General features: G+C 66.2%; 17 protein-coding genes, 1 tRNA gene and 3 pseudogenes. 14 read left to right on the plus strand and 7 right to left on the minus strand.

Translation table 11 applies throughout. The features are described from left to right. Nucleotides 1-17 precede the first annotated feature (17 nt). Both ABH935_RS42500 and ABH935_RS42505 read left to right on the plus strand, forming a co-directional pair. Nucleotides 18-94: transfer RNA gene (locus ABH935_RS42500), tRNA-Ser, on the plus strand. 627 nt (nt 95-721) lie between these two features. Further along, entirely contained in the window at nt 722-2,080 is a 1,359-nt protein-coding gene (locus ABH935_RS42505; protein WP_370383671.1) for a tyrosine-type recombinase/integrase, read from the plus strand. A 494-nt stretch (nt 2,081-2,574) separates the two neighbouring features. On the opposite strand, the pseudogene ABH935_RS42510 reads toward ABH935_RS42505, so the two are convergent. Further along, nucleotides 2,575-2,670 (minus strand): annotated as a pseudogene (locus ABH935_RS42510) (IS5/IS1182 family transposase); the annotation flags it as partial. 205 nt (nt 2,671-2,875) lie between these two features. Next, nucleotides 2,876-6,769 carry a helix-turn-helix domain-containing protein gene (locus ABH935_RS42515; RefSeq protein WP_370383672.1) on the minus strand — a complete coding sequence of 1,298 codons (3,894 nt, stop codon included), beginning with the start codon at nt 6,767-6,769 and terminating at the stop codon, nt 2,876-2,878. A gap of 382 nt (nt 6,770-7,151) precedes the next feature. Here ABH935_RS42515 and ABH935_RS42520 point away from each other — a divergent pair, with 382 nt between their 5' ends. The 3 genes from ABH935_RS42520 (at nt 7,152) to ABH935_RS42530 (ending at nt 8,660) form a co-directional block, all read left to right on the plus strand. Further along, the gene (locus tag ABH935_RS42520) at nt 7,152-7,493 is read left to right on the plus strand and encodes a hypothetical protein (RefSeq protein ID WP_370383673.1); all 342 of its coding nucleotides are present in this window, start codon (nt 7,152-7,154) and stop codon (nt 7,491-7,493) included. Between the two features lie 89 nt (nt 7,494-7,582). Then, nucleotides 7,583-7,978 (plus strand): helix-turn-helix transcriptional regulator, encoded by a 396-nt coding sequence (locus tag ABH935_RS42525; RefSeq protein ID WP_370383674.1) that lies wholly within the window; start codon nt 7,583-7,585, stop codon nt 7,976-7,978. 145 nt (nt 7,979-8,123) lie between these two features. Continuing rightward, the gene (locus tag ABH935_RS42530; protein WP_370383675.1) at nt 8,124-8,660 is read left to right on the plus strand and encodes a hypothetical protein; all 537 of its coding nucleotides are present in this window, start codon (nt 8,124-8,126) and stop codon (nt 8,658-8,660) included. Nucleotides 8,661-8,836: 176 nt separating this feature from the next. On the opposite strand, the pseudogene ABH935_RS42535 reads toward ABH935_RS42530, so the two are convergent. Further along, a pseudogene (locus ABH935_RS42535) lies at nt 8,837-9,983 on the minus strand (integrase core domain-containing protein). 550 nt (nt 9,984-10,533) lie between these two features. On the opposite strand from ABH935_RS42535, the gene ABH935_RS42540 reads away from it, so the two are divergent. Beyond that, a complete protein-coding gene (locus tag ABH935_RS42540) occupies nt 10,534-13,056 on the plus strand; it encodes a cell wall-binding repeat-containing protein (RefSeq protein ID WP_370383676.1) in 2,523 nt (840 codons plus the stop codon). A gap of 370 nt (nt 13,057-13,426) precedes the next feature. Then, a pseudogene (locus tag ABH935_RS42545) lies at nt 13,427-13,637 on the plus strand (hypothetical protein); the annotation flags it as partial. An 85-nt stretch (nt 13,638-13,722) separates the two neighbouring features. On the opposite strand, the gene ABH935_RS42550 reads toward ABH935_RS42545, so the two are convergent. Genes ABH935_RS42550 through ABH935_RS42560 form a run of 3 tightly spaced genes read right to left on the minus strand, consistent with a single transcriptional unit; the run spans nt 13,723 to nt 15,603 of the window. Further along, nucleotides 13,723-14,148, minus strand: coding sequence for a DUF6527 family protein (locus ABH935_RS42550; RefSeq protein WP_370383677.1), 426 nt, complete (start codon nt 14,146-14,148; stop codon nt 13,723-13,725). Beyond that, nucleotides 14,145-15,326, minus strand: a complete 1,182-nt coding sequence (locus ABH935_RS42555; protein ID WP_370383678.1) for a ThiF family adenylyltransferase — start codon at nt 15,324-15,326, stop codon at nt 14,145-14,147. The genes ABH935_RS42550 and ABH935_RS42555 overlap by 4 nt, the downstream gene beginning before the upstream one ends. Further along, on the minus strand, nt 15,301-15,603 hold the full coding sequence (locus tag ABH935_RS42560; RefSeq protein ID WP_370383679.1) for a multiubiquitin domain-containing protein: 303 nt from the start codon (nt 15,601-15,603) through the stop codon (nt 15,301-15,303). The genes ABH935_RS42555 and ABH935_RS42560 overlap by 26 nt, the downstream gene beginning before the upstream one ends. Nucleotides 15,604-15,720: 117 nt before the next feature. Between ABH935_RS42560 and ABH935_RS42565 the strand changes: the two genes are divergently transcribed. The 4 genes from ABH935_RS42565 (at nt 15,721) to ABH935_RS42580 (ending at nt 19,169) form a co-directional block, all read left to right on the plus strand. Further along, the gene (locus ABH935_RS42565; protein WP_370383680.1) at nt 15,721-16,068 is read left to right on the plus strand and encodes a hypothetical protein; all 348 of its coding nucleotides are present in this window, start codon (nt 15,721-15,723) and stop codon (nt 16,066-16,068) included. Further along, entirely contained in the window at nt 16,065-17,162 is a 1,098-nt protein-coding gene (locus ABH935_RS42570; protein ID WP_370383681.1) for an ImmA/IrrE family metallo-endopeptidase, read from the plus strand. Before ABH935_RS42565 ends, ABH935_RS42570 begins: the two co-directional genes overlap by 4 nt. 250 nt (nt 17,163-17,412) lie before the next feature. Then, on the plus strand, nt 17,413-17,643 hold the full coding sequence (locus tag ABH935_RS42575) for a hypothetical protein (RefSeq protein ID WP_370383682.1): 231 nt from the start codon (nt 17,413-17,415) through the stop codon (nt 17,641-17,643). Between the two features lie 875 nt (nt 17,644-18,518). Beyond that, nucleotides 18,519-19,169: a Crp/Fnr family transcriptional regulator gene (locus ABH935_RS42580; protein ID WP_370383683.1), complete on the plus strand. Its 651-nt coding sequence runs from the start codon at nt 18,519-18,521 to the stop codon at nt 19,167-19,169. Between the two features lie 38 nt (nt 19,170-19,207). Here ABH935_RS42580 and ABH935_RS42585 read toward each other — a convergent pair whose 3' ends face one another. After that, a complete protein-coding gene (locus tag ABH935_RS42585) occupies nt 19,208-19,765 on the minus strand; it encodes a hypothetical protein (RefSeq protein WP_370383684.1) in 558 nt (185 codons plus the stop codon). Nucleotides 19,766-20,057: 292 nt separating this feature from the next. Between ABH935_RS42585 and ABH935_RS42590 the strand changes: the two genes are divergently transcribed. The 3 genes from ABH935_RS42590 (at nt 20,058) to ABH935_RS42600 (ending at nt 23,971) form a co-directional block, all read left to right on the plus strand. Further along, nucleotides 20,058-20,828: a hypothetical protein gene (locus ABH935_RS42590; protein ID WP_370383685.1), complete on the plus strand. Its 771-nt coding sequence runs from the start codon at nt 20,058-20,060 to the stop codon at nt 20,826-20,828. Between the two features lie 675 nt (nt 20,829-21,503). After that, complete coding sequence (locus tag ABH935_RS42595; RefSeq protein WP_370383686.1) at nt 21,504-22,841, plus strand: protein phosphatase 2C domain-containing protein; 1,338 nt, start codon at nt 21,504-21,506, stop codon at nt 22,839-22,841. Continuing rightward, a complete protein-coding gene (locus tag ABH935_RS42600) occupies nt 22,838-23,971 on the plus strand; it encodes a hypothetical protein (RefSeq protein WP_370383687.1) in 1,134 nt (377 codons plus the stop codon). The genes ABH935_RS42595 and ABH935_RS42600 overlap by 4 nt, the downstream gene beginning before the upstream one ends. The last annotated feature ends 10 nt before the right edge of the window (nt 23,972-23,981 follow it).

The following is a 23,981-nucleotide window of genomic DNA, read 5'->3' on the forward strand; positions in this document are numbered from 1 at the left end:
TACGATGTCGTTGACCTGCGATTTGAACCTCTAGCCCCCTGTTTCTCTCTGACTACGGATCAGAAGGTTAGGGGTTCGAATCCCTTCGTGCGCACAGATATTCACCCCGGGTCAAGCTTCTGACCTGGGGTTTTCTGTTCGCCATAGCCCGTTTGAGTGTTGACATAGTCACGACATGCCTAAGTGTGGGTTCGACGTGGGTTCATTCCTCGCGAATTTCCTCGCCACGAAACCGCAGGTCAAGGTGGGTATCGGCCATCTGATTTCCGGTCTTCAAATCAGAAGGTGCGGTTCGCGCCGCCTCCCGTTTCGACTTGTGGCGTGCCAGGGCGTGTCGCGATGCGCCGCGGAGGCACAAACCAGCGTGGAATGTGCCGCAACGTGCCTAGTCCGATTATCAAGGCGTGTCACCCCGTGGCGGGTCGTGTCGTCTATGGCGGCGCCGGCCCGGTCGAACCAGCTACCACCCGGATCCGTTTCCGAATAGAAAGGTATTTCCTCTCAGTTGCGGTGGTGGTTGGTCGTGGACGGGATCGTGTTCAAGCGGTGTGGATGCAGTCAAGTCGTCCTCGATACGGACGGTGTTCCGGTGCGCGGGACTGACGGTTGGGTACGGCGTCGGCAGTTGGGCGCGAGTTGTCCACAGCTGTACGGCTCAGACGGGTTCTGGAGTCCGACCCACGGTTCGTGGTTCTTCCAGCTGGATGACCCGGTATCAGCGATGTCTGGCCGGTCGTACTTCCGGCGCGGCGGGTTCGCCACCCGCGACGAGGCGTGCACAGAGCTGGCCACGGTCCACAAGCTGCTGGAGGCCGCACAGCTGGCTGTCGATCCGGCCACCGCGCGGGCGGCGATCGGTACGGCGGTCCATGCCGCGATCGCCGCGGGACGGCTGCTGCCGGACGTCGGGCAGGTGCGGGTCCGGATCCGCCGCGGCTTGCCCCCGGTGCAGGCCATAACGGTCGAGCAGTGGCTGTGCACCTGGCTAGATGAGCGCACCGACCTACGCCCGGCCACCGCTCTGTCGTATCGCAGCCTGGCCGAGACCTACCTGGTGCCGCTGCTGGGTGGGCTGCTGTTGGAGGACTTGCGCCCCGAGCACGTACGCGCCGCGCTGGCCCGGATCACCACCGACGCCGAGCAGACCGCTCAACACAACGCCGAGCGGCACGCCGCCATCGCCGAAACCAAGCGGGCCTGGTCCCGACACGACACAGTCGCCGCGCGAGCGGCCCGCGCCGAACTGACATCGCTGCCGGGGTTCCGGCGTCCGGCCTCCTTGGCGACAGTGCAGCGGATCCGTGCGGTGCTGCGCTCCGCGCTGTCCGAGGCGGTACGCCGGGAACTGGTGGCGGTCAATGTCGCCAAGCTGGTCCGAATCCCGGCGCCGCGCCGTGCCCGGCCGCTGGAGTGGACCCCGGCCCGGGAGCGGGCATGGCGCGAGACCGGTCAGCGGCCGTCGCCAGTGATGGTGTGGACCCCGGCCCAGACCCGCACGTTTCTGACCTGGATCACGAAGCACCGGCTGCACGCCGTGTTCGTGGTGCTGGCGTACACCGGAGCGCGCCGCGGTGAGGCCTGCGGACTGCGCTGGGACGACGTCGACCTGCACGCCCGCGAGGCGGCCATCCGCCGCCAACTGGTCCAGGTCGGCAGCCGCACGATCGAAGCACCGCCGAAGACCGCCGCCAGCATTCGCACCGTCGCCCTCGCCCCGGCCGTGACCGACGCCTTGACCGCCTGGCGTCGCCTTCAGAACGCCGAGCGCCGAGCCGCGGGGACTGCCTGGGTCGACACAGGGCTGGTGTTCACCGGCGCGAACGGCGCCGCACTGAACCCCGCTGCCGTCTCCGACACCTTCAAGCACCTGGTGCGCGAAGCCAGGCTGCCGCCGATCCGGCTGCACGACCTGCGCCACGGCGCGGCCACCCAGGCCTTGGACGCCGGCGTCCCGGCCAAAGTCGTGTCCGACATGCTCGGGCACTCCAGCATCACCGTCACCCTCGACCTGTACCCGGCGACCACCGACCACGCCCTACACACTGCCGCCAACGCCATCGCCCGACGACTCGAACACTAGCCGTTACAGGGCCGGGTACCTGTTCAGGGGGCAGCCGGGCCGACTACGACATCGCCGATGTCCGCCGGAAGAACAAACAGGTATCTCAGCGCCTTGATGCACTAGCCCACTTGTCGGACCAGACCCAGATCTCTCGGCTGCAGACTAACGGCAAGGGGCGTCTGTATGGTTTCCGCGTGGGGAATATCTTTCACGTGCTGTGGTGGGATCCCGAACACGAAGTTTGGCCAACCCAGCTGAAGCACACATAGGCACGCCGGACGCCTGGGTCGATGCCGCCAGGCATCTATGCCGATGAGCGCCCATCGCGCCAGGCCGTGATCGCACCGGCGTACTCGACCAGCCATTCGGGAGCGCCCTCGACGTTTGTATCCGCTCATCGCCCCTGCTGGTCAGTAATTTCTGACCACCACAGGTAGTGATGCGGATCTTTTGTCCGCCGCGGATCGCGCCGGACAGGCCGAGGTGTGCCGACGTTGGCGTGCCCGGCGGATGCGAGCCTGGCGCCAAGCGGACAGCGTGGGCTCGATCAGTACCCAGCGGGCGTCGGACGGGTAGGCCCGGCTCGGGTCATGACAGAGCTTTACTATCGGCCGTGCCTCGGTCTAGGGAACTGCGAATCCGGCGAGTCCGGGACCCAGTCGAATCAAACACGATCCGGAAGAACAAGCGGGCGAACCAGCCTATGGTTCTTTATGGTTTCGCCGACTGGAATCCGGCATCGAGGGCGGAGTGGACGACTCGGCTACGTCACCTACCTGCGAATATGGCCGCAAGCCGTTATGAAATGCCCAGTCAGCGGCAAGGGTCCTCGTACCGCACCTTGGGCAGATATCGGTGCCATCGATGCCGGTCGGCCGCCCCGCCGGTCATCGAGCAGATGTTCCTCCCCGCTGCGTCCGGGTCCAGGACCGTGATCTGCACGGTGTGGTCGTCGCCGGCAGTGGCGACCGAGCTGCCGTCCGGGCTGAACGCCATGGCGTCGACGGCCGCATTGTGGCCGGTGATTGGAGACCCGCGCGGTGTGGCCTCGGTCGGATCGGCGGTGTCCCACAGCCGGAGGGTGCCGTCGTCGGCACCGCCGGCCAGCGTGTGGCGGTACGGGCTGAAGGCGACGACGGTGACGCCGCGGGTGTCGCCGGTCGGCGTCGCTTCCCGGGGTGCCTGTTTGTGAGCGGCCCACGCCGACATGTCCCACAGGCCGATGTCCGCGTCTGGGCCGACTGCGGCCAGCGTGTCCCCGTCAGGGCTCAGGGCCAGGTCCGTCATGCCGTCAGGCACGCCGGCCAGCGAGGAGTACATGGACAGTACGGGTTGCGGGGCGCGCGTCATCAGCCATCGCCGGACCGTGCTGCCGGCGCCCGCAGTGAGCGTGCTGCCGTCCGGGCTGAAGGAGAGGACGTGGACGGGCTCGGCGAACTTGTACAGCGGCGACGCCGCGGTGGTCGGGGCCGCCGGATTGGAGAGGTCCCACAGGCGCACGGTCCCGTCCTGGGCGGAGGCCGCCAGGGTTCGGCCGTCAGGGCTGAACGACAGGCAGGTCACCGCGCCCTGGAATCCCGTCTGGAGCGCGCCGATCGCCCGCAGATGTGCGGGCTCTGACACGTCCCACAACCGGATCGCGCCGTCCTGCGAACCGCCGACTAGGACCGCGCCATCGGGACGGAACGTCAGGACGCTCACGGTGCCCATGTCGCCAGCCTGGGGCCCGTCCCCGAGGGCCGACGGATGCCAGGGGTCGGTCACGTCCCAGAGCCGGATCGTCGCGTCGTCGCCGCCGCTGGCCAGTACCTGGCCGTCCGGCCGGTAGGCGAGCGCGGTGACGGGGGCGGTGTGGCCGACCAGCACGGTGCCGGGCAGGGTCCAGACCCGCACGGCGCCGCCGCCGTCGGCGCTGGCGAGTTCACGGCCGCCGGGGCGGAAGGCGACCTTGTCGACCGGGTCCGTGTGCCCGGTCAGCGGCTGGCCGAGCGCGACCGCGGCTGCCGGGTCGGCGACGTTCCACAGGCGCACGGCGTGGTCGGCGCCCGCGGTGGCCAGGACGTCGCCGTCTGAGCTGAACGCCACGGCCTCGACGGCCCCGGTGAAGCCGGTGAGCGGCCGCCCGAGCGCAGTCGGCCGAGCGGGGTTGGCCAGGCTCCACAACCGGACGGTGTAGTCGTTGTCCGCGAGGGCCATGACGGTGCCGTCAGGGCTGAACGCGACTGCCCTGGTGCCGCTGCCGTCAGTCGCGTTCCCAATCAGCGCCGTGGGTGTGCTGTGCGGATGGTTCAGGTCCCACAGGCGGATGGTACCGTCGGGCCCTGACGTGGCCAGAAGACCGTCGCGCACGAACATGGCCGACGTGACACCCCCGCCACCGCTCGGAAACCGGCTGACCGAGCGCGGACGGGAGGGGTCTGTCATATCCCAGACGTCGACGACGCCGTCGCCGTTCGCGGTCGCGAGGAGGCGGCCTTTCGCGCTGAACGAGGCGCAAACCGCTTGGCTCCTGGCGAGGCCGGTTGACGAGATATCTAACGGAGCGGGATCGCGGGGGTCCGACGTATCCCACAGCCGGACCCCCGCCGCGCCGGAGCCGACCAGTACCTTGTCATCGGCACTGAACGTGAGGCCGCTGATGGGTTCGTCGGCGAGCAGGGGTGCGGTCAGCGGCGCCGACGACCCTGCGTCCCACAGCCGGACCTCGTTGCGGTTCCCGGCTGCAGCCAGGTGTTTTCCGGCAGGTTTTCCGTCCGTGTCGACGCCGCCGCTGGTGGCCAGAACCTTCCCGTCGCGGCTGTATCCGAGGGCACCCACCTCGTCGGAGGACGTGTCGAGCACCCGGGCGAGTGGCTGGTGCTCGGTACTCATCAGATCGGTGCCGGTGTTGGCGTCGTGGCTGATTCGGTACGACGCCAGCTCCACGAGCGCGGCCATGGAGCCGTCCTGGCTGAGCAGCGCGGGGACGTCCTCGGCCATCTCGTCGGCGACCACCCGGTTCTGCGCTGCCCTCGCCGCCACGCGCTGCTCGAAGGCCACCACCGACGCCATCATGGTCAGGACACTGAGAGCGGTCAGGGTCGCGACAACCAGCTTCCGGACCCTGGCGGCCAGGGTCGCGCGGCGCCGCGAGGCGGACAGGTATCCGCTCAGGGTCGGAGCGGCACGGATGTCGTCGCCGTGGCCCGCCGCCCACTCGGCGGCCAGGGCCAGGCGGCCGGATCGCAACAGCAGGCCGGGATCGCAGCCGGCTTCGGCCCAGATCGCGGCGGCTTCGACGAGCTGCTGGCGGACCAGCAGCCCGGCGCGGTTCTGCTCGATCCAGGACCGCAGCCGCGGCCAGGCCGACAGCAGGGCCTCGTGGGTGATCTGCACGCTGTCCGCGTCGACGGCGAGGAGCCGGGCGCCGACCAGCGCCGTGAGGACCTCGGTGGTTCCGGCGTCCAGCTCGCGCCGGTCCAGACGTTGCTTCGTGACTTCCTCGTTCGGGCCCACGCGGACCAGACGCAGCAGCAACTGCCGGGCCACCCGCTGCTGATTCCCCGGCAACCCGGTATAGGCGGTCTCGGCGGTCCGAGCCAGGGCATTGGTGATGCCGCCGCAGGCCTCGTAGCCGGCGAGCGTCAAGGTGTTGCCACGCCGGCGGCGCCAGGCCTCGCGCATCGCGTGGGACACCAGCGGCAGGGCGGCGGGCTGCCCGGCGGCGTCAGCCACGACGCGCGCCTGCAATGCCGCTTCCACGGCGCAGCCGACCCCGGCGGCCGGCCGGCTGACCGCGGTTCGCAATTCCTCGCCGGTCATCGGCCCGACCAGCAGCTGGGCGCCCTGCAACAGGTCCACCAGCGCCGGATGGCGCGCGCAGTGCGCGTAGAAGTCGGCGCGGACCCCGATGACCACGCGGGCCCGGCTGTTGCCGGCGTTCGCGGCGCCGGCGAGCGCGGCGATGAAGCTTTCTCGCTGGTCTTCCTCGGTGCAGAGCGTGAAAAGTTCCTCGAACTGGTCGATCACGATCAGCAGCTGGCTGTCCGGCCGGTCGGCGGCCAGGATCTGCAGGACACTGAGATGCAGCGCCTCCGGGCTCGTCTGGAGGTCGCGAAAGAGGCTGGCTGCCGATACGCCGGACAGGGATGCCAGCCGGGCTGCGCATTCCTGGAGCGGATGCGCGCCCGGAGTGAAGTCCAGGCAGCGCCATCGTGGGCCTTCGGGGGCCGGACGCGTCGCCCAGGCTTGGAGCCCGGCGTGCAGCAAGGAGGATTTGCCGCAGCCGGAGGCGCCGACGACGCCGACGAAACGCCGCGTGCGGACCGCCTCCACGAGTTGCCGGGTCAGGACCTCGCGGCCGAAGAACCGGTCGGCGTCCCCCGTACCGTAGGAGGCCAGGCCCAGGTAGGGGCAGGACTTGTCGTCGGTGTCCGTTCCCGGTTCTCGGCCGTCCGCCCTCGCCAGTTCGGCAGCGAGCAGCCGCCAGCGTGATTCCCATTCGCGCACGTCGCCGTTGCAGGACCGGACAAAGGCCAGGACCACCGGCAGGCTCGGCAGCCGGCGTCCCCCGGCGGCGTCGGCGAGGGTGGTGGCTGAGAAGAGCGCGCGGCGGGCGAGCTCGCGGTACGGCGGCGTACCCGCCTTCTGTCGCAGCCTTCTGAGTTCCGCGGCGAACTCCCCCAGCACCCCGCCGTCCGCCGGCAGCGGTTGCTCGATGCGCGGCATGACCTCCCCCGTCCCTCTCAGGTCACAGAACCATAACGCGCGGCGCCGCCTCTCGTTGTCAGAACTCTGATGTCCAGTGTCCAACCGCCGACACCGGACAACGAAGCAGCGCTACACCGGAGTCGTGGCCGGCACGGGGCGGACCACATCAAGGCCCAGGTCTCCGCCTGGGGACAGCACTCATTCGCACGACCAGAGGAAGGGAAAACATGCTCATCGCGAACGCCAGCAAGGTGGTACAGCGCCATCCCGCTCGCACCGCCGCGCCGGGTCTCCGGGGACGGCAACCGTGACCTGGGCTTCTACCTGTTCACGGGCTGGAACTGAAGCCCGAACTACAGGAACTGCACCGAACCACCAGAAACGACGAAAGGACATCGTCGTGCGCAAACTCAACCGCGTCACCGCAGCCGCCTTCGCGGCAGCCGCGGCGCTCGCACTCTGGGCGCCGGCCGCGTCGGCACAGGCGGTCACGGCCCACCCGACGCCAGCGGTCAACCGCTGCTTGCACGACTGGACCTTCCAGTCCATGGGCCCGAACGACAACACGCCGCGCGGCTACCTGAACGTCTCCGGCGCTGGCGGCAGCGGAACCGATGTCATCACCTGGTACTCGTCGCCGGGCGCCAGCAACGAGTACTGGTGCATGGAGCCGGGCGAACCAGGGCGGCTGCAAACGGTGAGACCCGGTACGTCGTGGCCAGTATCGGTGTGGCGCCAGTGAGTCCGTCTGCGGCGCCTGATCCGGGGACAGCCGATGCGGCTGTTAAACCGGACACTCCGAACGAGAGGCTGCCCTGGCCTGTAGCCAAGATGGCATTCATCTCTGCTACGCACCACGACGTTGCCTCACACCTGATCGGCAATGACAGCGTACGGGGGAACATGCACTCTGCTGATCTTGAAGTCTGTCCGCTGTGCGCCGCCGGCCCCAAAACCCGCCACTTCGACCGGATCGAACGGCTCATAGCGTTGCACGACCGGATCTTGCGACTCTCGCGTCGCGAGCGTGAAGTATTCCTGCTCCTGGGGTCAGGCCCGTCGAACCAGGACCTCGCCCGCGTGTTGTGCCTGAGTGAGCGGACAGTCAAGGCTCATGTCGGACGCATCCTCGAAAAGCTGAGCATCTCGCGGTTGCAAGCCTGCCTTGTTGCAGAGAGCTACCACGCCGTGATGTGTACCGAAGGACAATTACCAACGGCTCACTAGTGCATTGGAATAGCAGGTGCGGGCCCTGTTCCGCAGGAGCCCGGCAACCACTACGCGATGAGCCGAAGGAGCACCCGTGAAGGACGACATCGACCTGTAGTGCGGGACACCCACGGCCCACGCCGAAGAAGGAAGGAAAACGCTGATGAACCTCACCCGCAAGGCTGCGGGCCTGCTCGCAGCCACCACACTGGCGATCACCGGACTCGCCCTGACCGCACCTGCCTCCCAGGCTTCGCCGGCAGCCTCGCATACCACCACGACCGCACCGGTGCACCGTTCCGCTCCGAAGCTGCCCGGGGTCTGGCGCGACGGCGCGCTGTACAACCTGGAGACAGCCGAGTGCCTGGACAGCAGCTACAACATCCTCAGTGTCAGCCCCTGCAACGGCGACGGGTTCCAGACCTGGCATGACCTGCAGTCCACCAGCAGCTCCACCTACCAGCCGTCCGACCTGTACGGCACGTGCACCGACGGGGGTCAGTCCAACGGGGAGTTCCCCTGCAACGCCGGCAACTGGCAGCAGTGGACCTTCCAGTACGCGGGCAACGTCGGGGGCCGCAACTACTACTACTTCCACTGGGCGCGGAACTACAACACGTGCCTCGACGGAGGGCAAGCCGGGGTAGCCATGTGGTTCCCCTGCAACGGCAACAACTACCAGAAGTGGTCCTGGAACTAGCCGCTAGGAGCGTGGGTCGGTAACGAACAAGCAGCCGGGTGATCGCGATGGGCGTAGCCAGTCGTGTCGCCCGGTTGGCGTGTTCAGGGCCATGGAACCTGAGGGACTCTGTTGCCCGTCGCGATCCAAGACGATCAAAGCGACATTGCGCCTGCCGAAAAGGGCGTCCACCCAGGTCAGGCCGCATGTTGGTACTCGTGGATCATGCCTGTGGTGGTCAGGAACTCGGCCACTGGGGTTGACCAGGGCTGTTGTGCGGCAGTCTCGTACTCGTTAATCAGGCCGCCGAGGACGCGTTTTCGGCGGATCCGGTCGGTCTGGACCGGGAACGGGATCACGTTCGAGTCGTCGTCTGACGCGCGCAGGCTCATTCCGTCGCCTTGGTGGCTGAGGCCGGCGTTGTAATGCGCGACGTACTGGTCCAAGACGATGCGAAGGTGGCGTTCGTCTGTGATCAGCATCCGGTCGGTACACTCCCGGCGCATGGTGCCGACGAACCGTTCGGCGATGGCGTTCATCTTCGGTGCTTGCGGTGCGGTCGTGATCGCAGTGATGCCGGTCGCGCTGAACACCGCGTCGAACGCGGCGGTGAACTTGGCGTCGCGATCCCGGATGAGGTGGGTGAAGCGGTGTCCTGCGGCTTCGACGTCGGCGGTGAAGCCCCGGGCCAGTTGGGTGACCCAGGCCGCGGTCGGGTACCGGGTGACCCCCAGCAGGTGGACCCGACGCGTCGAGTGGTCGATAACGAACGCGACGTAGAGCCTGGTGAGGGTGACCGCGCAGTCGACATGAAAGAAGTCCGTGGCCAGGAGAGTGTCGGCCTGGGCGCGCAAGAATGTGTGCCAGGAGTCGTCGCGGTGTTTCGGCGGCGGGATCCGGTGGGTGCGCAGGATTTTGCGGATCGTGGCCGCGGCCACGCGGTGTCCAAGTCGGCGCAGTTCGCCTTGGATCCGCACCGCGCCCCAGGTGCGGTTCTCCCGAGCCAGGGTGAGGATCAGCTGGACGAGGTCGTCGCTAATAGGTGGCCGGCCCGGTGCCTTCGGTTGGCGCCACTTGTCCGCTGCCAGACGCCGATGCAGCGAAGCAGTGTGCTCGGGTAACGATCCGGTGGCTACGCAGTGCCCTGGGCAGCAGCTTGGACAGCGCCGCGAGGACCGCGCGGTCGGTCCAGCCCAGCTTCGGCTTCAGGTTCGTCCGGCGCAGCACCGCGACCTCGTGGCGCAACACCAGTATCTCGGCGTCCTTGGACGCCTGCGATCGGGCCAGCAACGCCAGCCAGGACAGGACGTTCACGAAGATCCGGTATAGCAGACCGACAGCCACAGACCCGATCGTCCCACGGCATCACCCCAGGTCCGGGACAGTGACCGAATTGCTGACCAGCACAGGAGTCTGCGCGCCTGTCGTTACGCAGGCTCGGAAAGCATCGAGATCGACTACAGGCCGGTTTCAGTACTGGTGCATCCTGGTTCACTCGTCGACGACGTTTCGCCCATCCTGTCGAAAGCGTAGAAGAACTAGTGCTTGACGTGGGGATTCAACGGCCCGCATCCTCTGGATGCTCACATCGTCTCAGGGGGTCTCCACTTTGCCGTCCAAGCCGCGTACCGCTTCGGCCCGGCGCCACGTAGCGCTCATCGGCATCACAGCACTGACCGCGGAGTTCGGATTGCTGAGTGTTTCGGCGGCGCACGCCGACACGACGGCCTCTGTCGTCTATATAGGCGCGACTAGCAGCGCCGTATGCGGCGACACGGGGGCGACTGCAGGATCGCAGTCAGCGCCGTTCTGCACCATCCAGGCTGCTATCGACTCGCCGTCAACCGGGCCAGGGACGACCGTACTCGTCGCCGCCGGCACGTATGCCGCGCAGGTGAACATCGACAAGTCTGGGACTGCCGGGCACCCGGTCACGATCAGGTCGGCCTCGCTCGCCGACGGACAGCGCGCCGTCATAGAAGGCAAGGGCCTTACCGCGAACGGAGCGCTGCCTGGAATGGTGACGGTCGCGGGGCAGCACGATGTCGTGGTCGACGGGTTCGAGGTCCTGGACGGGCCGGGCGCGGGTGTCTCGGTGACGGGGTCGTCGAACGTCGAGGTCACTCGGAGCTTCGTGGTGCACAATGCCACCGGCGTGACGGTTCAGAACGACGGCGCCGGCGTCACCATCGCCAGCGACGTCATTGTGAAGGACTGGGCCGTCGGCACGGGTGTGCTCGTCGACGGCACTTCGGGTGCGGCGGTGAGCGGCAACACCATCGAAGGCAACTGCGGGTTCGGGATCGCGCTGGGAAGCGGTGCGATGAACACGACGGTCGAGAATGACATCGTGGAGGACAACAACCTGCTGTCGCCCTACCCGCAGCAGAACTGCCCTGGCGGCGTTCAGTCGGGCGGGGCCCAGATCTCCGTGGCGGATGCTACGACCACGCACCTGGACTACAACGTGGTGTACCCGTACTCGTCTGTGGCCCCCTTCCCGCCGAGGGCCAATTACGTCGTCGGCAGCGAGCAGTTCTCGACCGCGGCCGAACTCACCGCCGCGACCGGTCTCGGCGCGCACGACATCGTGGCCGACGCCAAAATTGCAGCCACGTCGCCCCTCTACAGTCCCGAAGAAGGCTCTGTCCCCATCGATTCTGCTGATGAGAACGCTGTCGGCGAGTCGCCCACCGACATCTACGGCGATACAGCGGTCGACGACCCGACTGTGCCGAACACCGGCACCGGCACGGGGGTGCGCGATCGCGGTGCGGTCGAGCTCACGCGCGGTATGCCCAGCTTCATCGTGGATGTGAAGCCAGTGGGCACGACATCCTCTGTCGGTTCGCCGCCGTGGACGGTCCTGGTGACCGTGGACTCATCACGCTCGTGGTACCAGGCGGCGTCCTATCGCTACGACTTCGGCGACGGGTCGGTCGAGCAGGTGTCGGCCGGGCAGATCCAGCACGTCTACACCCAGCCCGGACAGTTCACGGTGCAGGTGACAGCATTGGATGCCCGGGGCGGCATCATCGAGACGGTCTCGGGTCCAACCACCTACGTCGCCACGCCGGTCGTCCCGGTCCTGCGGTTGTCGCCGGAATCGGGCGACCCCATGACGGTGAAGGTGGACACCTCCGGCACCACCGGAGCGGCCAATGAAGTCATCGACTTCGGCGACAACAGCGGCCGTGACACGCTCTACCCCCCGACCTGGACCACGACCCACACCTACTGGAAGCCGGGTACATACACGGTGACCTTGTGGGCCAACGGCGCGGCGGGGGGCCCGACGATGTCGACCACCCAGCAGTTCACCGCCACCGAGCCACAGGGCCCGCCGCCTTCGGTGGGCACCACCCCGGTGGTCCACCGCGTCGCAGGCGGGGACCGCTACGCGACCGCCATCGCCGCGTCGCAGGCTCGCTGGGGTTCCGCGAACAGCATTGACGGCCTGGCGAACGAGACGGCACAGGCGGTCGTCCTGGCACGCGGTGACCAGTTCCCTGACGCTCTGGCGGGGGTGCCGCTGGCTTCGTACAAACGCGGGCCCTTGCTGCTCACCGATCCGAAGACGCTCGACACCGCGACTCTCAGAGAGATCCAGCGGGTCATCCCGGGCGACCACAACCACACCGTCTACCTCCTCGGCGGACAGAACGCGGTCTCCTCGTCGATCGAGGAGGAGCTGAAGTCCCTCGGGTACAACGTCGTCCGGTTCGGCGGCGCCGATCGCTTCGGGACCGCGCTGCAGATCGCGCACCTAGGGCTCGGAGATCCAGCCCACCTCATCCTGGCCACCGGCGACACCTTCGCGGACGCCCTCGCCGCCGGGCCGTACGCGTCCAACGGAGCCGAGGTCGTGAACGGCAAGCCCGCGGCCATCCTGCTGTCGGGAAGGTCGGACGGCAACGAGGCGTTCACCGACCCGGGCACCGCCGCTTACATCAGCAGCCGTATCGCCGCCAACGGCGGCGTCAACTGCGTGAATCCGAACGCAATCACGGCGGTAGGCGGCCCTGCAGTCCAGGCGTTCCTGTCGCTTCCCGCGGCGCATGACCGCAACCGCACCAAGTTCGCCTGCGTTGACGGGATCGTCGGCAAGGACCGCTACGCGACATCAAGCCAGCTGGCCGGTCAGTGGGGCTACCCAGAGCATCCGGCCGTCGCGACCGGGACCGACTTCCCCGACGCGCTCAGCGGCGGCGCGTTCGCAGCGAGCACGGGCCAGCCACTGCTGCTCACGGATCCGTTGTCGCTGCCCGGCAGCACCGCAAACGTGCTCGGCATGATGGGCTCCGACCCCGAGACCACACGGACCCGTTCGGTGATCATCTTCGGTGGCCCCGGTGCCGTCAGCGACCGGGTCCGGGATCAGGTCGTGTCGGCCGTGCACGGTCGCTACTTGTTCTGAGATCGGGGTGGGCCGCGCCGGGCCAGGGCCGAAACGCCCTGGCCTTGAGCAACTCGCCCAGCAGGTGGTTGTCACCTTCATCGGGGCCGGACGGTCAGCACACCCCGGCATGAACGCGGCCTTCGCCTTCAACGTCGCCAAGGTCTAAGGCGATAGGCGGCGCGCATAATTGAGCCGATGCTGCCGGACCGGCTGGCGCATTGCGCGGGGCGCCGGCGGTCGGCTGTCTGTCGCCACCCAAGCTGCTTCGGCCGTCGCCTTGAGAATTTTCGATCGCCCTGGCAACCAGAGCTGCGGCCCGGGCGTCGTGAGAGCGGGAACATCGTGTGGGTCATCCAAAGGGGGAACTGCGGTGGGGAACAAGTTCTTCGTCCCCGGCGTCTTCGCGTGCGGCGACGTCGTCGACCACACGTACCGCCAAGCCATCAATCACCGCCGCCAGCTCCGGGTGCACGGCAGCGTTGGACGCCGAGCGCTACCTCGCCGCGTTCGACGACGATATGGTTCCGGGCTCCGGGCCAGAAGGCCGCAGTCGGCTAAGCGTCGGCGGCCCCGAGGCCACATTGGCGCGCTCTGTGTAGAGTCGCAGGTGCTCAGCATGACTGCCGCACTGCTGATATCGGCAAGCAGGTTCGTTCACTTTTTCAGTGTTTCAACGTACGTGGGTCATCGGTTGCGCACGAGCCAGGATCGCAACTTGGCGAACCAACCAGGTGCGGGCGTCTGATCCGGACTGCGCTCGACCATTTCGTACTCGATGTGTTCGTCAAGGGTCCGACGGTCGGCTTTGATCGCGCGGGCGATCTTCGCCTCGCTCCAGTCTTCCGCCCATTGGATGGAGTTGTTGATGATCCAGTAGTGCGAGCGGCACGGCAGGCTCCAGTTGCCGATCGACGGGCGCAGGCTGACGGACCGGCCGTCGTATTCGAGCCGCCAGCGCACCGGGTTGAGAGGCGTCATAACCTCTTCGCCGCAGCCACAGCAACACAAGTGCCCGACCATCGCGAAGCGGATGCTGATGTAGACCATTCTGGGCTGCATCGGCTTGGGGATCGACTCGACGAAGGCATGACTGATCGTGATGGTCTTCATGGAGTGTCCGCGTTCACGATCCTGTTGGTGGTGAACGAGAAGGTGGTGTAGCACTCGTTCTTCATGTCGTGATAGAGGCCGAGGTGTCGCTTCCACCGCATGACGGCGAGAATGGCGTTCAGGCTGTTGAGATCTGCGATCTGGATGTTGGAGCCGTAGTCGTCGGGCCGTCCGTCCCCAGCCTCCGGGATTCGGTTGTTCTCGTGCACGTGGCTGCGCCGGCCCGGAAGGGACGTGGTGACGCGGAGTAGCCCGGTTAGGGCCCCGTCGACGTTTTCCACGCCCATGCCTACTTCGATGAAGGGCCTGTCGAGTTCTTCGAGCCGGGCGACGACGGGTGCCTTGTCCATGCCCTGGTCAGCGGTGAGGAACACGAAGTCCATGTCCGCAAGCTCGTCGACGTTGGCAGCCGTGATGTGGTAACCGTGCGGCACGATGCCGCGGTGCATTTTCGAGTACCTCGCGGCCAAGTAGTCGACCTTGAGCGGCCGGTCGTTCAGTTCCTCGACCGACGCGGCGCCGGGTGCCCGGAAGGCGTTGTGGTTGAGCATCCAGTCCCCGTCGAACAGGTGGATCGCGTCTACGGGGGTTTTGCTGACGTAGTCGAGGATGTACGAGCCGGTACCGCCGAGGCCCACGATCGCGATCTTTTGGCCTCGGAATACGTCCATGAGCGCTGCGATGCCCCCACGGCTCGACGCCGAGTCGCGGTAGACAAACGGCCAAGAGTCTTCCGGTCCGGCAACAGTCGGGAACACGCGTGCGTCGGCGTGCGGCTGCAGCGCCTGGGCGTGGCCGGACAGCATGCGCGAGTAAGCGACCATCTTCGCGTAGTAATCCGCGTATCCCTCGTGCGGCTTGCTGGAGAAACCGAAGTTCACCCGGATCTCCGGAGCGAGCTGTTGGTCGGTTTCGTCAATGATGATCGCGCTTAGGCGCTTCCCATGCTGGTCGCAGGGCGTATCCCCGATGAACCAACACTGGTGGTTCGGGTTGGGCGCGGTCTGCTCGCCGCTGAAGGTAACCGGAGAGACGAGCGTTCCGAACTTCACGCGACATTCGGCGTCGACGTACGGCACCTGCTTGACGAGGAGGTGCGCGTCGATGAGTTCGACGTCGTACCCCTCATTAAGCAGGCGCCGCAGATCGTCGCTACGAGCGAACGGTGCGGATGACATCGAAGATCATGCCGTTCTTGACCTCGACGCTGTGGTGCGGGGTGAGCGAGCCGGACTCGTGCCCCTCGGGACCATCCGTGTAGCTGATCGTGAAGGTGACCTCGTCACCGTGCGATCCCGGGTAGGCAAGCTCGACCAGCCGTTCGAAGCTGATCTCGTGCCCTTCGATCTGGACGGCGCGGGTGTTGACGTAGATCGTCTTCTGCTTGACCTGGGCCTCGGGGGCATGGCCCCTCCCTTCTGAATCTATGACCGATCTTGCTCCAGCAGAGTACACCCTTTTTCTATACCTGAGGGGTGCAACAGAATATTCCACTCCTCTAGAGCGTTGGCGTGCTACAGAAGGACATCCGTGCTACCGTGTGGACAAAATGCCACCGGAGCGGGAGGGCCGATGGACGTCCTCTTCGCCACCGAGGAGTTGGCAACCGTGCTCGTGAAGCGCGCCATGCGGATCGCGCGCTTCGGACCCGAAGCCGCCGCCTACCTTGATCTGCGCATGCAGCAGCTCTGGGGCGTACCCAGCCTTGAGCAGATGCGCCAGCTCCCGGGCCGCTGCCGCGAACTCGAGGGGGATCCGGACTGGCGGCTAGCCGTCGACGCGCGAAAACATCAGCTCGTGTTCCGCCCAGCACTCGACGCCGTTCCGCATGTCGGCGGGAAGTTGGTCTGGGATGCCGTCGACCGCATCATGATCACCGACATCGTCGACGACCACCGATCCCCAAGGAGCTCGACGTGACGGCCGCCGCCGACCGTACCTACACGCCGGAGGAGGTTCTCCCTCCCGGTGCCACGCTGCAGGACGTACTCAACGACAGAGATATGACACAGAGCGATCTGGCGGTTCGCACCGGGCTGTCTACGAAGCACATCAACCAGTTAGTGAACGGGAACGTCAGCCTTACCGCCGAGACCGCCTTGCTGTTGGAGCGCGCTACAGGCGTGCCAGCTGTTACTTGGACCAGCTTGGAAGGCCTCTACCAAGTATCGAAGTCAGAACGGGCTGAAACCGAGCGCCTCGAGTCAGACCTCGACTGGCTCGAACAACTTCCGATAAAAGAACTGGTGAAACGCGGATATATTTCGAAGACTTCAGACTTGGTGGAGCGTCTCCGCGACGTCTGCAACTTCTTCGGCGTCGCGAATAGGGATTCCTGGGAAGCAGTGTGGGAGAAACCGACCGCTTACCGCCGCTCCAGGTCGTTTACTAGCAATCCTGGTGCAGTCGCTGCATGGCTGCGGATCGGCGAGCGGCGTGCCGCAAAGATGTTGTGCGAGCCCTACGACCGCACCGGTCTCCTAGAGCGGATCGACGACCTACGTGCGCTGACCCGTTCTGATGGGCCCCAGGAGTGGCACGACCCACTCCTTTCGCTTTGCGGACAAGTCGGCATCGCTGTGGTGTTCGAGAAAGAAATCCCAGGAGCTCGCGTAGCCGGCGCCGCCCGTTGGCTCACTCCCAACAAGGCGCTTGTCCAGCTCTCACTGCGTCACAGTTGGAGTGATATTTTCTGGTTCACTTTCTTTCATGAGATCGGCCACTTACTCCTACACTCCAAGAAGGATGTTTTTATTAACGACCCGGGTCCACACTCCGGAGCCGAACAGGAAGCAGATGCCTTCGCCTCGCAGTTGCTCATTCCCCGAAAGCGTGAATCTCGTCTCGCCACGCTGCGCACGTCGCGAGACGTGGTCAGCTTCGCTGAAGAGCTGGGGATTGGCCCAGACATCGTCGTCGGACGTCTCCAATTCGAACAGCGGTGGCCCTATAGTCGCGGCAACGATCTCAAGCGTCGATTCGTCTTCGTAGACCAACCTGGTACATCGGCATAAGGAGTCTTGGAGGTTAACCGTGCCGCCGGGGTCTTAAGGATCGGCCTGTCTGGCTGTGTCTTCCCGCTGGTGTGGGTCTTGAGATGACCTCGGGCGCGTCGGGTGGTGGCGCAGCGGGCACGGAGGCGCTGGTTGCCAGGATTGCGGTAGGCGAACGCTGAGGGTGCCGAGAAATCCATCCAAGCTGGTCAAAGGCTTGTGCTGACCTGAGCGTGCCGATAACCCTTCCGACCTGGGATGATACTGGTTCGTGAGGTTGAAGCTGATCTATCTGGTTGTCCGTGGGTTGTTCACGTGGGGGCGGCTGAGTCTGCGTGGTTCCACGGCCAAGGACGTGGAAATCTTGATCCTTCGGCATCAGCTCGCGGTTGCGCAGCGTCGGGATCCGCGGATCGCGCGGAAGCTCACCTGGGGTGACCGGGCGTGGCTGGCACTGCTGGCCGGACTGGTCCCGGTCTCGTCCCTGTACGGATCCGGCTGATCGTCACGCCTGGCACACTGCTCGGCTGGCACCGGGATCTGCTGCGTCGCCGATTGGCAGCGAAGTCCAGATCGAGGCGTCCAGGGCGCCCCTGCATCCATCGGAACATCCGAGCTCTGGTGCTGCTGCTGGCTCGCCAGAACCCTTCGTGGGGGTATCGGCGGATCCACGCTCGGCTGACATCTCTCCAGCTAGACCGTGGCGACCCGTCCCCAACCGTCCCCCAAGACCGCCGCCCTATACCGCACGGACGCTGGATTGCCTCGCTATTCATCCCTGAGCGACGCAAAGCCCCAGGTCAGCGAACCGGCCTGGGGCATTTCGACGTGCGCACGAAGGGATTCGAACCCCCAACCTTCTGGTCCATAGGATAATCAGGGTCTTGATATCGCGCCTCCTTGGCTGTTCGCTCGTGTCATAACATCCTGCTTCGTCCGTGTGCAACCCGGCGACTGGTTCCGCTCAGATGTGCCTGGTTTCGCGTGGCACCACGACATCCGCTCACATCGCGCTCCCACACGGGAAGATTGATGCGCAGATCACGCTCGACGATCTCCAGCGCTTTGGCGTGCCATGAAGCTTCGCGGTGCTTCGTATCCTGATCGCGACCTGCGTCGCCGGCGCGGGGTCGGAGGTCTCGTTGCCGTGATCAGTTAATCGCAGCTATCTGCGAGTTGAGCCGAGCTGGTGACCCGCAGGTGGCTTGATCTGGGTGCCAAAATGGATCTGAGTGGCCGAAGTGAGAGGCTTCGGCAGCCCATGGCCTTATCGGTACCCGATATCGGAGCCCTGATAGAGCAGGTTGTCGAATTTGGGAGGCGAGGATGATAAGAGCGTCAGCGACAGCCGTATGGCCCCACCGTAGTCTGCTCGGGGTGCTGCCGACGCCGATCCGAGAGGAGTTGCTCCGGGCCGGGACCGTTGTGTCGTTCGGTCCTGGCGATGTATTGCTGTCCGAAGGGGCACGAGACCGGCATGCTTTCCTGCTGCTCTCGGGGTTCGTGAAGGTAACGGCTACTGTCGAGAATGGTCAAGAGTCGCTTCTGTCGGTTCGTGTTGGTGGGGACATGATCGGCGAGATGGCAGCGGTGGACGGCTCTCCGCGGTCAGCCACCGTGACCGCGTGTGGTCCGCTGGCTGCACGAGTTCTCTCGCCCGCGACGGTGGCGGACCTTACTGCGCGGCGGCCGGAGGTGGCGATGGCTCTTACCCGCAGTGTCTCGGATCAGCTGCGGTGGGCGAATCGGCGGCGGCTGGACTTCGGGGGTTATCCGGTTAAAGTGCGCCTGGCGCGGTTGTTGGTGGAGCTGGCCGAGGTATACGGGCACCCGGAGCCGCACGGTGTCGTGGTGGGCTGTCAGCTGACCCAGCCGGAGATCGCAACGCTGACTGGGGCGGCCGAGAGGACAATCCACAAGGCGTTGCGGGAACTCCGTGAAGCGGGTCTGTTGGAGACCGGATACCGCTCCACCGTGCTCCAAGACCTGGCACGGCTCAAACAAGTGGGAGAACTGGTCGAGGGGTGAGGTCGTACGCGGGCGACGATACGAATTCGCCGCGCGGCTCACAGCAGTATCGGCTGTAGGACCAGGAGCAGGCTCCCGCTTAGCCCCATCAAGGCTGTGAACAAGACCGCGCCCATCAGAGACCGATATTTGATCACTGCGACCCCGGCGAGGAATCGGACGGTCTCGACTAACTCCAGGTGTTCAGCTGCGCGATCGGCTACAGGATCGGTGGCTGGAGTGGGTGACAGACTCCAAGGCGCGGGTCCTGCCGCGCCGCGGGCGAGATCGACGAAACTGAAGCGGTTGGGGCCGGCCGGTTGCAACAGGCGTGGCCACAGGGCCAGTGTTACGCAACTGGCGCCGCCCGACAGGCCGAGGGCGAACAGCACAAGTAAGGCTGCGCTGACTGTCCCTGGCAATCCGCCGCGCTCCCATGCCTCCAATGCTTGCCGGTTCCAAGCGCCTGCTGTGGCGATAATCATCCCTTGAACAGCCACCAGGACCCCGGCTTTGGCGTCGGCGTGCTGGTGCGTGTTCTGCAGCGCCGCCAGCATGAGCCGCTCCGGCGCGGTCGGTTCCGGCTGCCGCCGTTTGGCTGATGCCCTGGCCGCCATCAACCCCTCCTCAGACGGTTCCCTCATATCTTCGAGCCCTGACACGATTAGGTCATGCTTTCGAGGCGGAGACCAGGCAGTTCTACGGGTTTATCAGGAACCCGCACTATTGCGGGTTCTTGCGGTGACGGCGGGTGTACTACTGATCCACCAGCGGCGCGGGGAGGGGAGGCACCGCCGGTCGAAGAGTTCCCGTCGAGCGGGGAGCATCGCGGTTTCACTGCGCCTGGCGCGGCTAATACGTCATTCTGATTCTCTCCTTGTCGTCGACCGGGAACGGAAGGTGATCAATATGAGTGATCCACTAGGGGCGGCTAGCGGCCAGCAGTTCGGTCGGCGCCTGCTTCTTCTGGTTGATGCCAAGGGGTATGGCGCCAGCGGCCCGATTCGGCAGCGTGAATTCCAAGAAGCGATTCCTCGTCTAGTGGAGGCTGCCGCGCATGCCGCGGGGCTGCGGTACTCGGACTGGGAGACCCAGGCTCAGGGTGACGCGCTGTTCGCCGTCTTACCGGAAGGGACGTCCGAGCCGGCGCTTGTCGACACCTTCATGCGGGCGTTGGAAGCGGGTCTACGAAACTACAACGAAAGTCGGCTTCCGCAAGCATGGCTGCGTTTGCGGGCCACCGTCCACTACGGCCCGGCTTCGCGTGGCGACTTGGGATTCGTCGGGCCCGGACCAGTGGAACTGGCCCGCCTCAACGCCAGCGATGGACTGAAGGCCGCGCTGGCGCAGGCTCCAGACGCCCACCTCGCGGTGGGCGTTTCCGAGCCGATCTACGTAGATGTTATCCGCCCCGGCTACACGACGTTGCGCCCTGGACGGTTCTGGCGAGTCGAGGCCGTCGAGAAGGAATACCGCGGCGCCGTGTGGATCTGGGTGCCGAACGCGTCTGGCCACCCTAAGGAGACACCTTCGCCGCCTGCCTTGTCACCCTCTCCCCGTACCTCCGGCTATCCTGAGCCGTCTTCTCGCGGATCAATGGTCAACACAGCAAATGACAATAGCGTTATTTACGCGACGCAACACGGAGATCAGCACATCCAAGTCGCCGACGGTCGGTGAACAGGACGCGAGGATGCTTCAGCGGCCGATCAAGATTGCCGAATAAGGGCTGATGATGTGGCCGGATCGGCTTCGCAGTCTTTTCGGGAGTCAACCTTTTTACGTTGAGTTCAGAAACTGAAGGGCATGGATCGCCAGCGGTCGCCGGCCAAGCCAGGAGGTACGCAGAATGGAGCATCAGCCCGCCACGGCGGAGAAGCTTGATGAAATCGCGGGACGGAGTGCAGCGGTGTTGGTCGGGTCTTTCGCGACCCAGGCGTTTGAGCCGGTACGTACGTGCATGGCGCGACTCTTCACGGGGGAACCCACAGCGGACGCCTCGGTTGTCGCTCAGCTCGACGCCGACAACCGGCTCGTCGGTACCACCGACATCCCTGCTCGGGAACCAGCTCGCGCCGCCCTCATGCCCGCTTGGCGCCTGCGGTTGTCCAGTCTCCTACGGGACGATCCCGGCCGAGCACCGGAGTTGGACCAAGTCCTGGCCGCGATAGGAAAGTCGCTACCGAACGCGCGCCCGGTGCACGAGCAACACAACACCGCACATGACGCCTCAACCCTCTACGCGGTGATGTACGGCAGCCTCCATCACCATCAAGGCGTCTCCGGCCGCGTAGCACCCGCACCGGGGCCCGACCGGACTGACACGACAACCGACGCATCCCGCGGCGGGACTGCATGACATCCGACCATGTCGACGCCCGGCAGAACATCCACGTCGTCCGCCAGCACGCGGAAGTGGCGGAAATCAATCATGGGTCTGTAACCGGGTACTCCGACCGTTACGCTGCCCGCGTGGGTACCAGGGGGGTACGCCTGGCATGGCCGGCGACCATTTTTATTTCCGCTTTTATCGAGGTGGCTTTTCCGGGACGCAAGGCGGGCTGGGTCGTCGATCTGCTCGCTCTGGCCGCCGTCATGGCCACAGGCATGGCGCTACTGGCGCGTACTCCGACGCCACCGACGTCGCCGCACGGCCAACAAAGCGCTCGCGACTCCACGGCGCGGGGAACGGACCAGCCTAGGACCGCCTCGGGTGAGCCAGGTGTGGTCTGGACACGGCCCGGGTTGGCCAACCAGTTGGGCAATGGCAAGCAGGCCTCATCGCCGCGGCCACCGACTCCGGTGCACCGGCAACCCTCTCGCCTCGAATACGCGGCGGTGCCGGTCTTCGGTCGGGGCGCCCGGGCACACAGCTTCCCGTGGCTGACCCCGAGCCGTACCGTTCCGAATGGGATCGCCGCGGACCGGGCGCAGGTGGGCGGGCTGGCCCTACGGGCTGCGTCCATCGTCGGTCCCGGCCACCGCTGCGAGGAGCCGGTGGTACCCCGCCAGGATGCGTACCGGATTAGCCGGGACAGCCGGAACCGTTTCGCGCTGGTGGCCGTCGCGGATGGCCTGTCCAGCGGGAAGCAGTCCGAACTCGGGGCCAACACCGCCGTCAGCAGTGCGGTCAGCCTCCTGCGCGATGAGATCGAGAAGGGCGTGCACCCCAAGACCGTGGACATCCGGTGGCTCTACTCCACCATCGCGGAGGGGATGAACCAGCAGGCCGCCAACCGGCGGCTGAGCTCGCGTGACATCGACGCAGTGATGATCGCCGCAGTCGTCGAGACGCCCGCTTATGACGGTGCGGACGCCTTCGCCTGGCTATCGTGGATCGGCGACGTCTCAGCGTGGTTGCTGCTCCCGAATTCGGATGTCTGGAAGTTCGTCGCCGGCGACCGGAAGGACGACTCAGACGAGATGTCGTCGAACGCCGTCACGGGCACGCTCCCTGGCACCCCGGAACGCGTCGAGACCATGGCCATGCGCGTCCCGCCCGGCGCGGCGCTGGCCCTGGTTAGCGACGGTGTCGGCGACGCCCTGGCCTCGATCGAGGCCGCGAACCGGTACTTCGCCAGGGCGTGGGCGAGCCCGCCCTCGGCGACCGCCTTCCTTAATGATGTGTCCTACGACGCCGAGCGTTTCATCGACGACCGGACGGCCGTCGTGGTCTGGAACGATCGCGCATGACCACGCCATCCTGGCCGCTTCCGGCCACCGTCACCGTCTCTGCGCTCGGCACACTCGGCGGGACCATCAGCGCCGCGACCGCGCAGAGCCGTGGGATCCACACCCTGGACAACCACCCGGGCTGGCTAGCCAAGTTCTACCAGAAGCCTCTTGTCCCTGGCGACGCCAAGCAACTCGACGGCCTGGTGGCCGCGCCGCGTGCGCTTTCGCCGACCGAGCAGAGCGTCCTGCTCTCTTCGTCGTCCTGGCCGGCGGCCCGGATCACCGCCCCCGACGGCTCGACGCTGGGGTGCGTCATCCCAACAGCACCCGACCAATTCAAGGCGACGTTGTCCGCCGGACGCTCCACCGACACCCGGTTCGTGGAGGTGGACTGGCTCGCCCGGGACGACGAGGCGATCCGCCGTGTCGGGCTGCCGGTCCCCAAGCCGGACGACCGCCTGCAGGCGGTGACGACGCTCGTTGCGCTGGCCGCCGTCCTGGACCGGCTAGACCTCGTCTATTCCGACTGGTCCTACTCCAACGCGTTCTGGTCGCCCGTGCACCGACAGCTCTACGTGATCGACATCGACGGTTGTCAGAGCGGCAAGGCCCCGAACCTGCACCAGCCCAACTGGGACGACCCACGCACCCCCAGTACTACACCCGCGGACAAGTACACGGATCGATACCGTGTCGCCCTGCTGGCGGCGCGCTGCCTGACAGGGATGCGGGACGCCGACGCCCTGCGGGCCCTGCCGTCGCTGGGCGGCAAGTACAGCCAGCCCGCGCTCACCGAAGTCCTGATGGACTGCCTCCTGTCCAACGACCGCGAGCGGCGACCCGCGACCACTCAGCTCCATTCCGTACTGACCGGCGGCTTCTATGTCCGCCCCATGCCGAGCCCGGTGCGTATCCCGCTTCCTCCCGCGCCGCCGCCGAAGGCCGTGCGCCCCGTCGTCCCCCCGGCGGGCACCACCACGACCATCAACCCTCATCACCCGGCGATGCCTGCGTCGAATCAGCAGACCCGAAACCCGTACACCACCGGCGGGTCCGGGAAAACTCAGCGGCCCTCCGATGCCATTGTCGGGGTGCTCATCGTCATCGCGGTCGTCATAGTGCTCATCGCAGTCGGCGCGTCCCACTGACCCCGCAACA

This window comes from Catenulispora sp. GAS73 (assembly GCF_041262085.1).
GTDB lineage: Bacteria > Actinomycetota > Actinomycetes > Streptomycetales > Catenulisporaceae > Catenulispora.

What these genes read in the sequence shown, in the direction of transcription:
- ABH935_RS42555 (WP_370383678.1), bottom strand. Translation starts at nt 15,326, where the DNA reads ATGTCATCCGCACCGTTCGCTCGTAGCGACGATCTGCGGCGCCTGCTT.
- ABH935_RS42525 (WP_370383674.1), top strand. Translation starts at nt 7,583, where the DNA reads ATGGCATTCATCTCTGCTACGCACCACGACGTTGCCTCACACCTGATC.
- ABH935_RS42505 (WP_370383671.1), top strand. Translation starts at nt 722, where the DNA reads ATGTCTGGCCGGTCGTACTTCCGGCGCGGCGGGTTCGCCACCCGCGAC.
- ABH935_RS42550 (WP_370383677.1), bottom strand. Translation starts at nt 14,148, where the DNA reads ATGAAGACCATCACGATCAGTCATGCCTTCGTCGAGTCGATCCCCAAG.
- ABH935_RS42565 (WP_370383680.1), top strand. Translation starts at nt 15,721, where the DNA reads ATGGACGTCCTCTTCGCCACCGAGGAGTTGGCAACCGTGCTCGTGAAG.
- ABH935_RS42600 (WP_370383687.1), top strand. Translation starts at nt 22,838, where the DNA reads ATGACCACGCCATCCTGGCCGCTTCCGGCCACCGTCACCGTCTCTGCG.
- ABH935_RS42590 (WP_370383685.1), top strand. Translation starts at nt 20,058, where the DNA reads ATGAGTGATCCACTAGGGGCGGCTAGCGGCCAGCAGTTCGGTCGGCGC.
- ABH935_RS42515 (WP_370383672.1), bottom strand. Translation starts at nt 6,769, where the DNA reads ATGCCGCGCATCGAGCAACCGCTGCCGGCGGACGGCGGGGTGCTGGGG.
- ABH935_RS42595 (WP_370383686.1), top strand. Translation starts at nt 21,504, where the DNA reads ATGACATCCGACCATGTCGACGCCCGGCAGAACATCCACGTCGTCCGC.
- ABH935_RS42530 (WP_370383675.1), top strand. Translation starts at nt 8,124, where the DNA reads ATGAACCTCACCCGCAAGGCTGCGGGCCTGCTCGCAGCCACCACACTG.
- ABH935_RS42585 (WP_370383684.1), bottom strand. Translation starts at nt 19,765, where the DNA reads ATGGCGGCCAGGGCATCAGCCAAACGGCGGCAGCCGGAACCGACCGCG.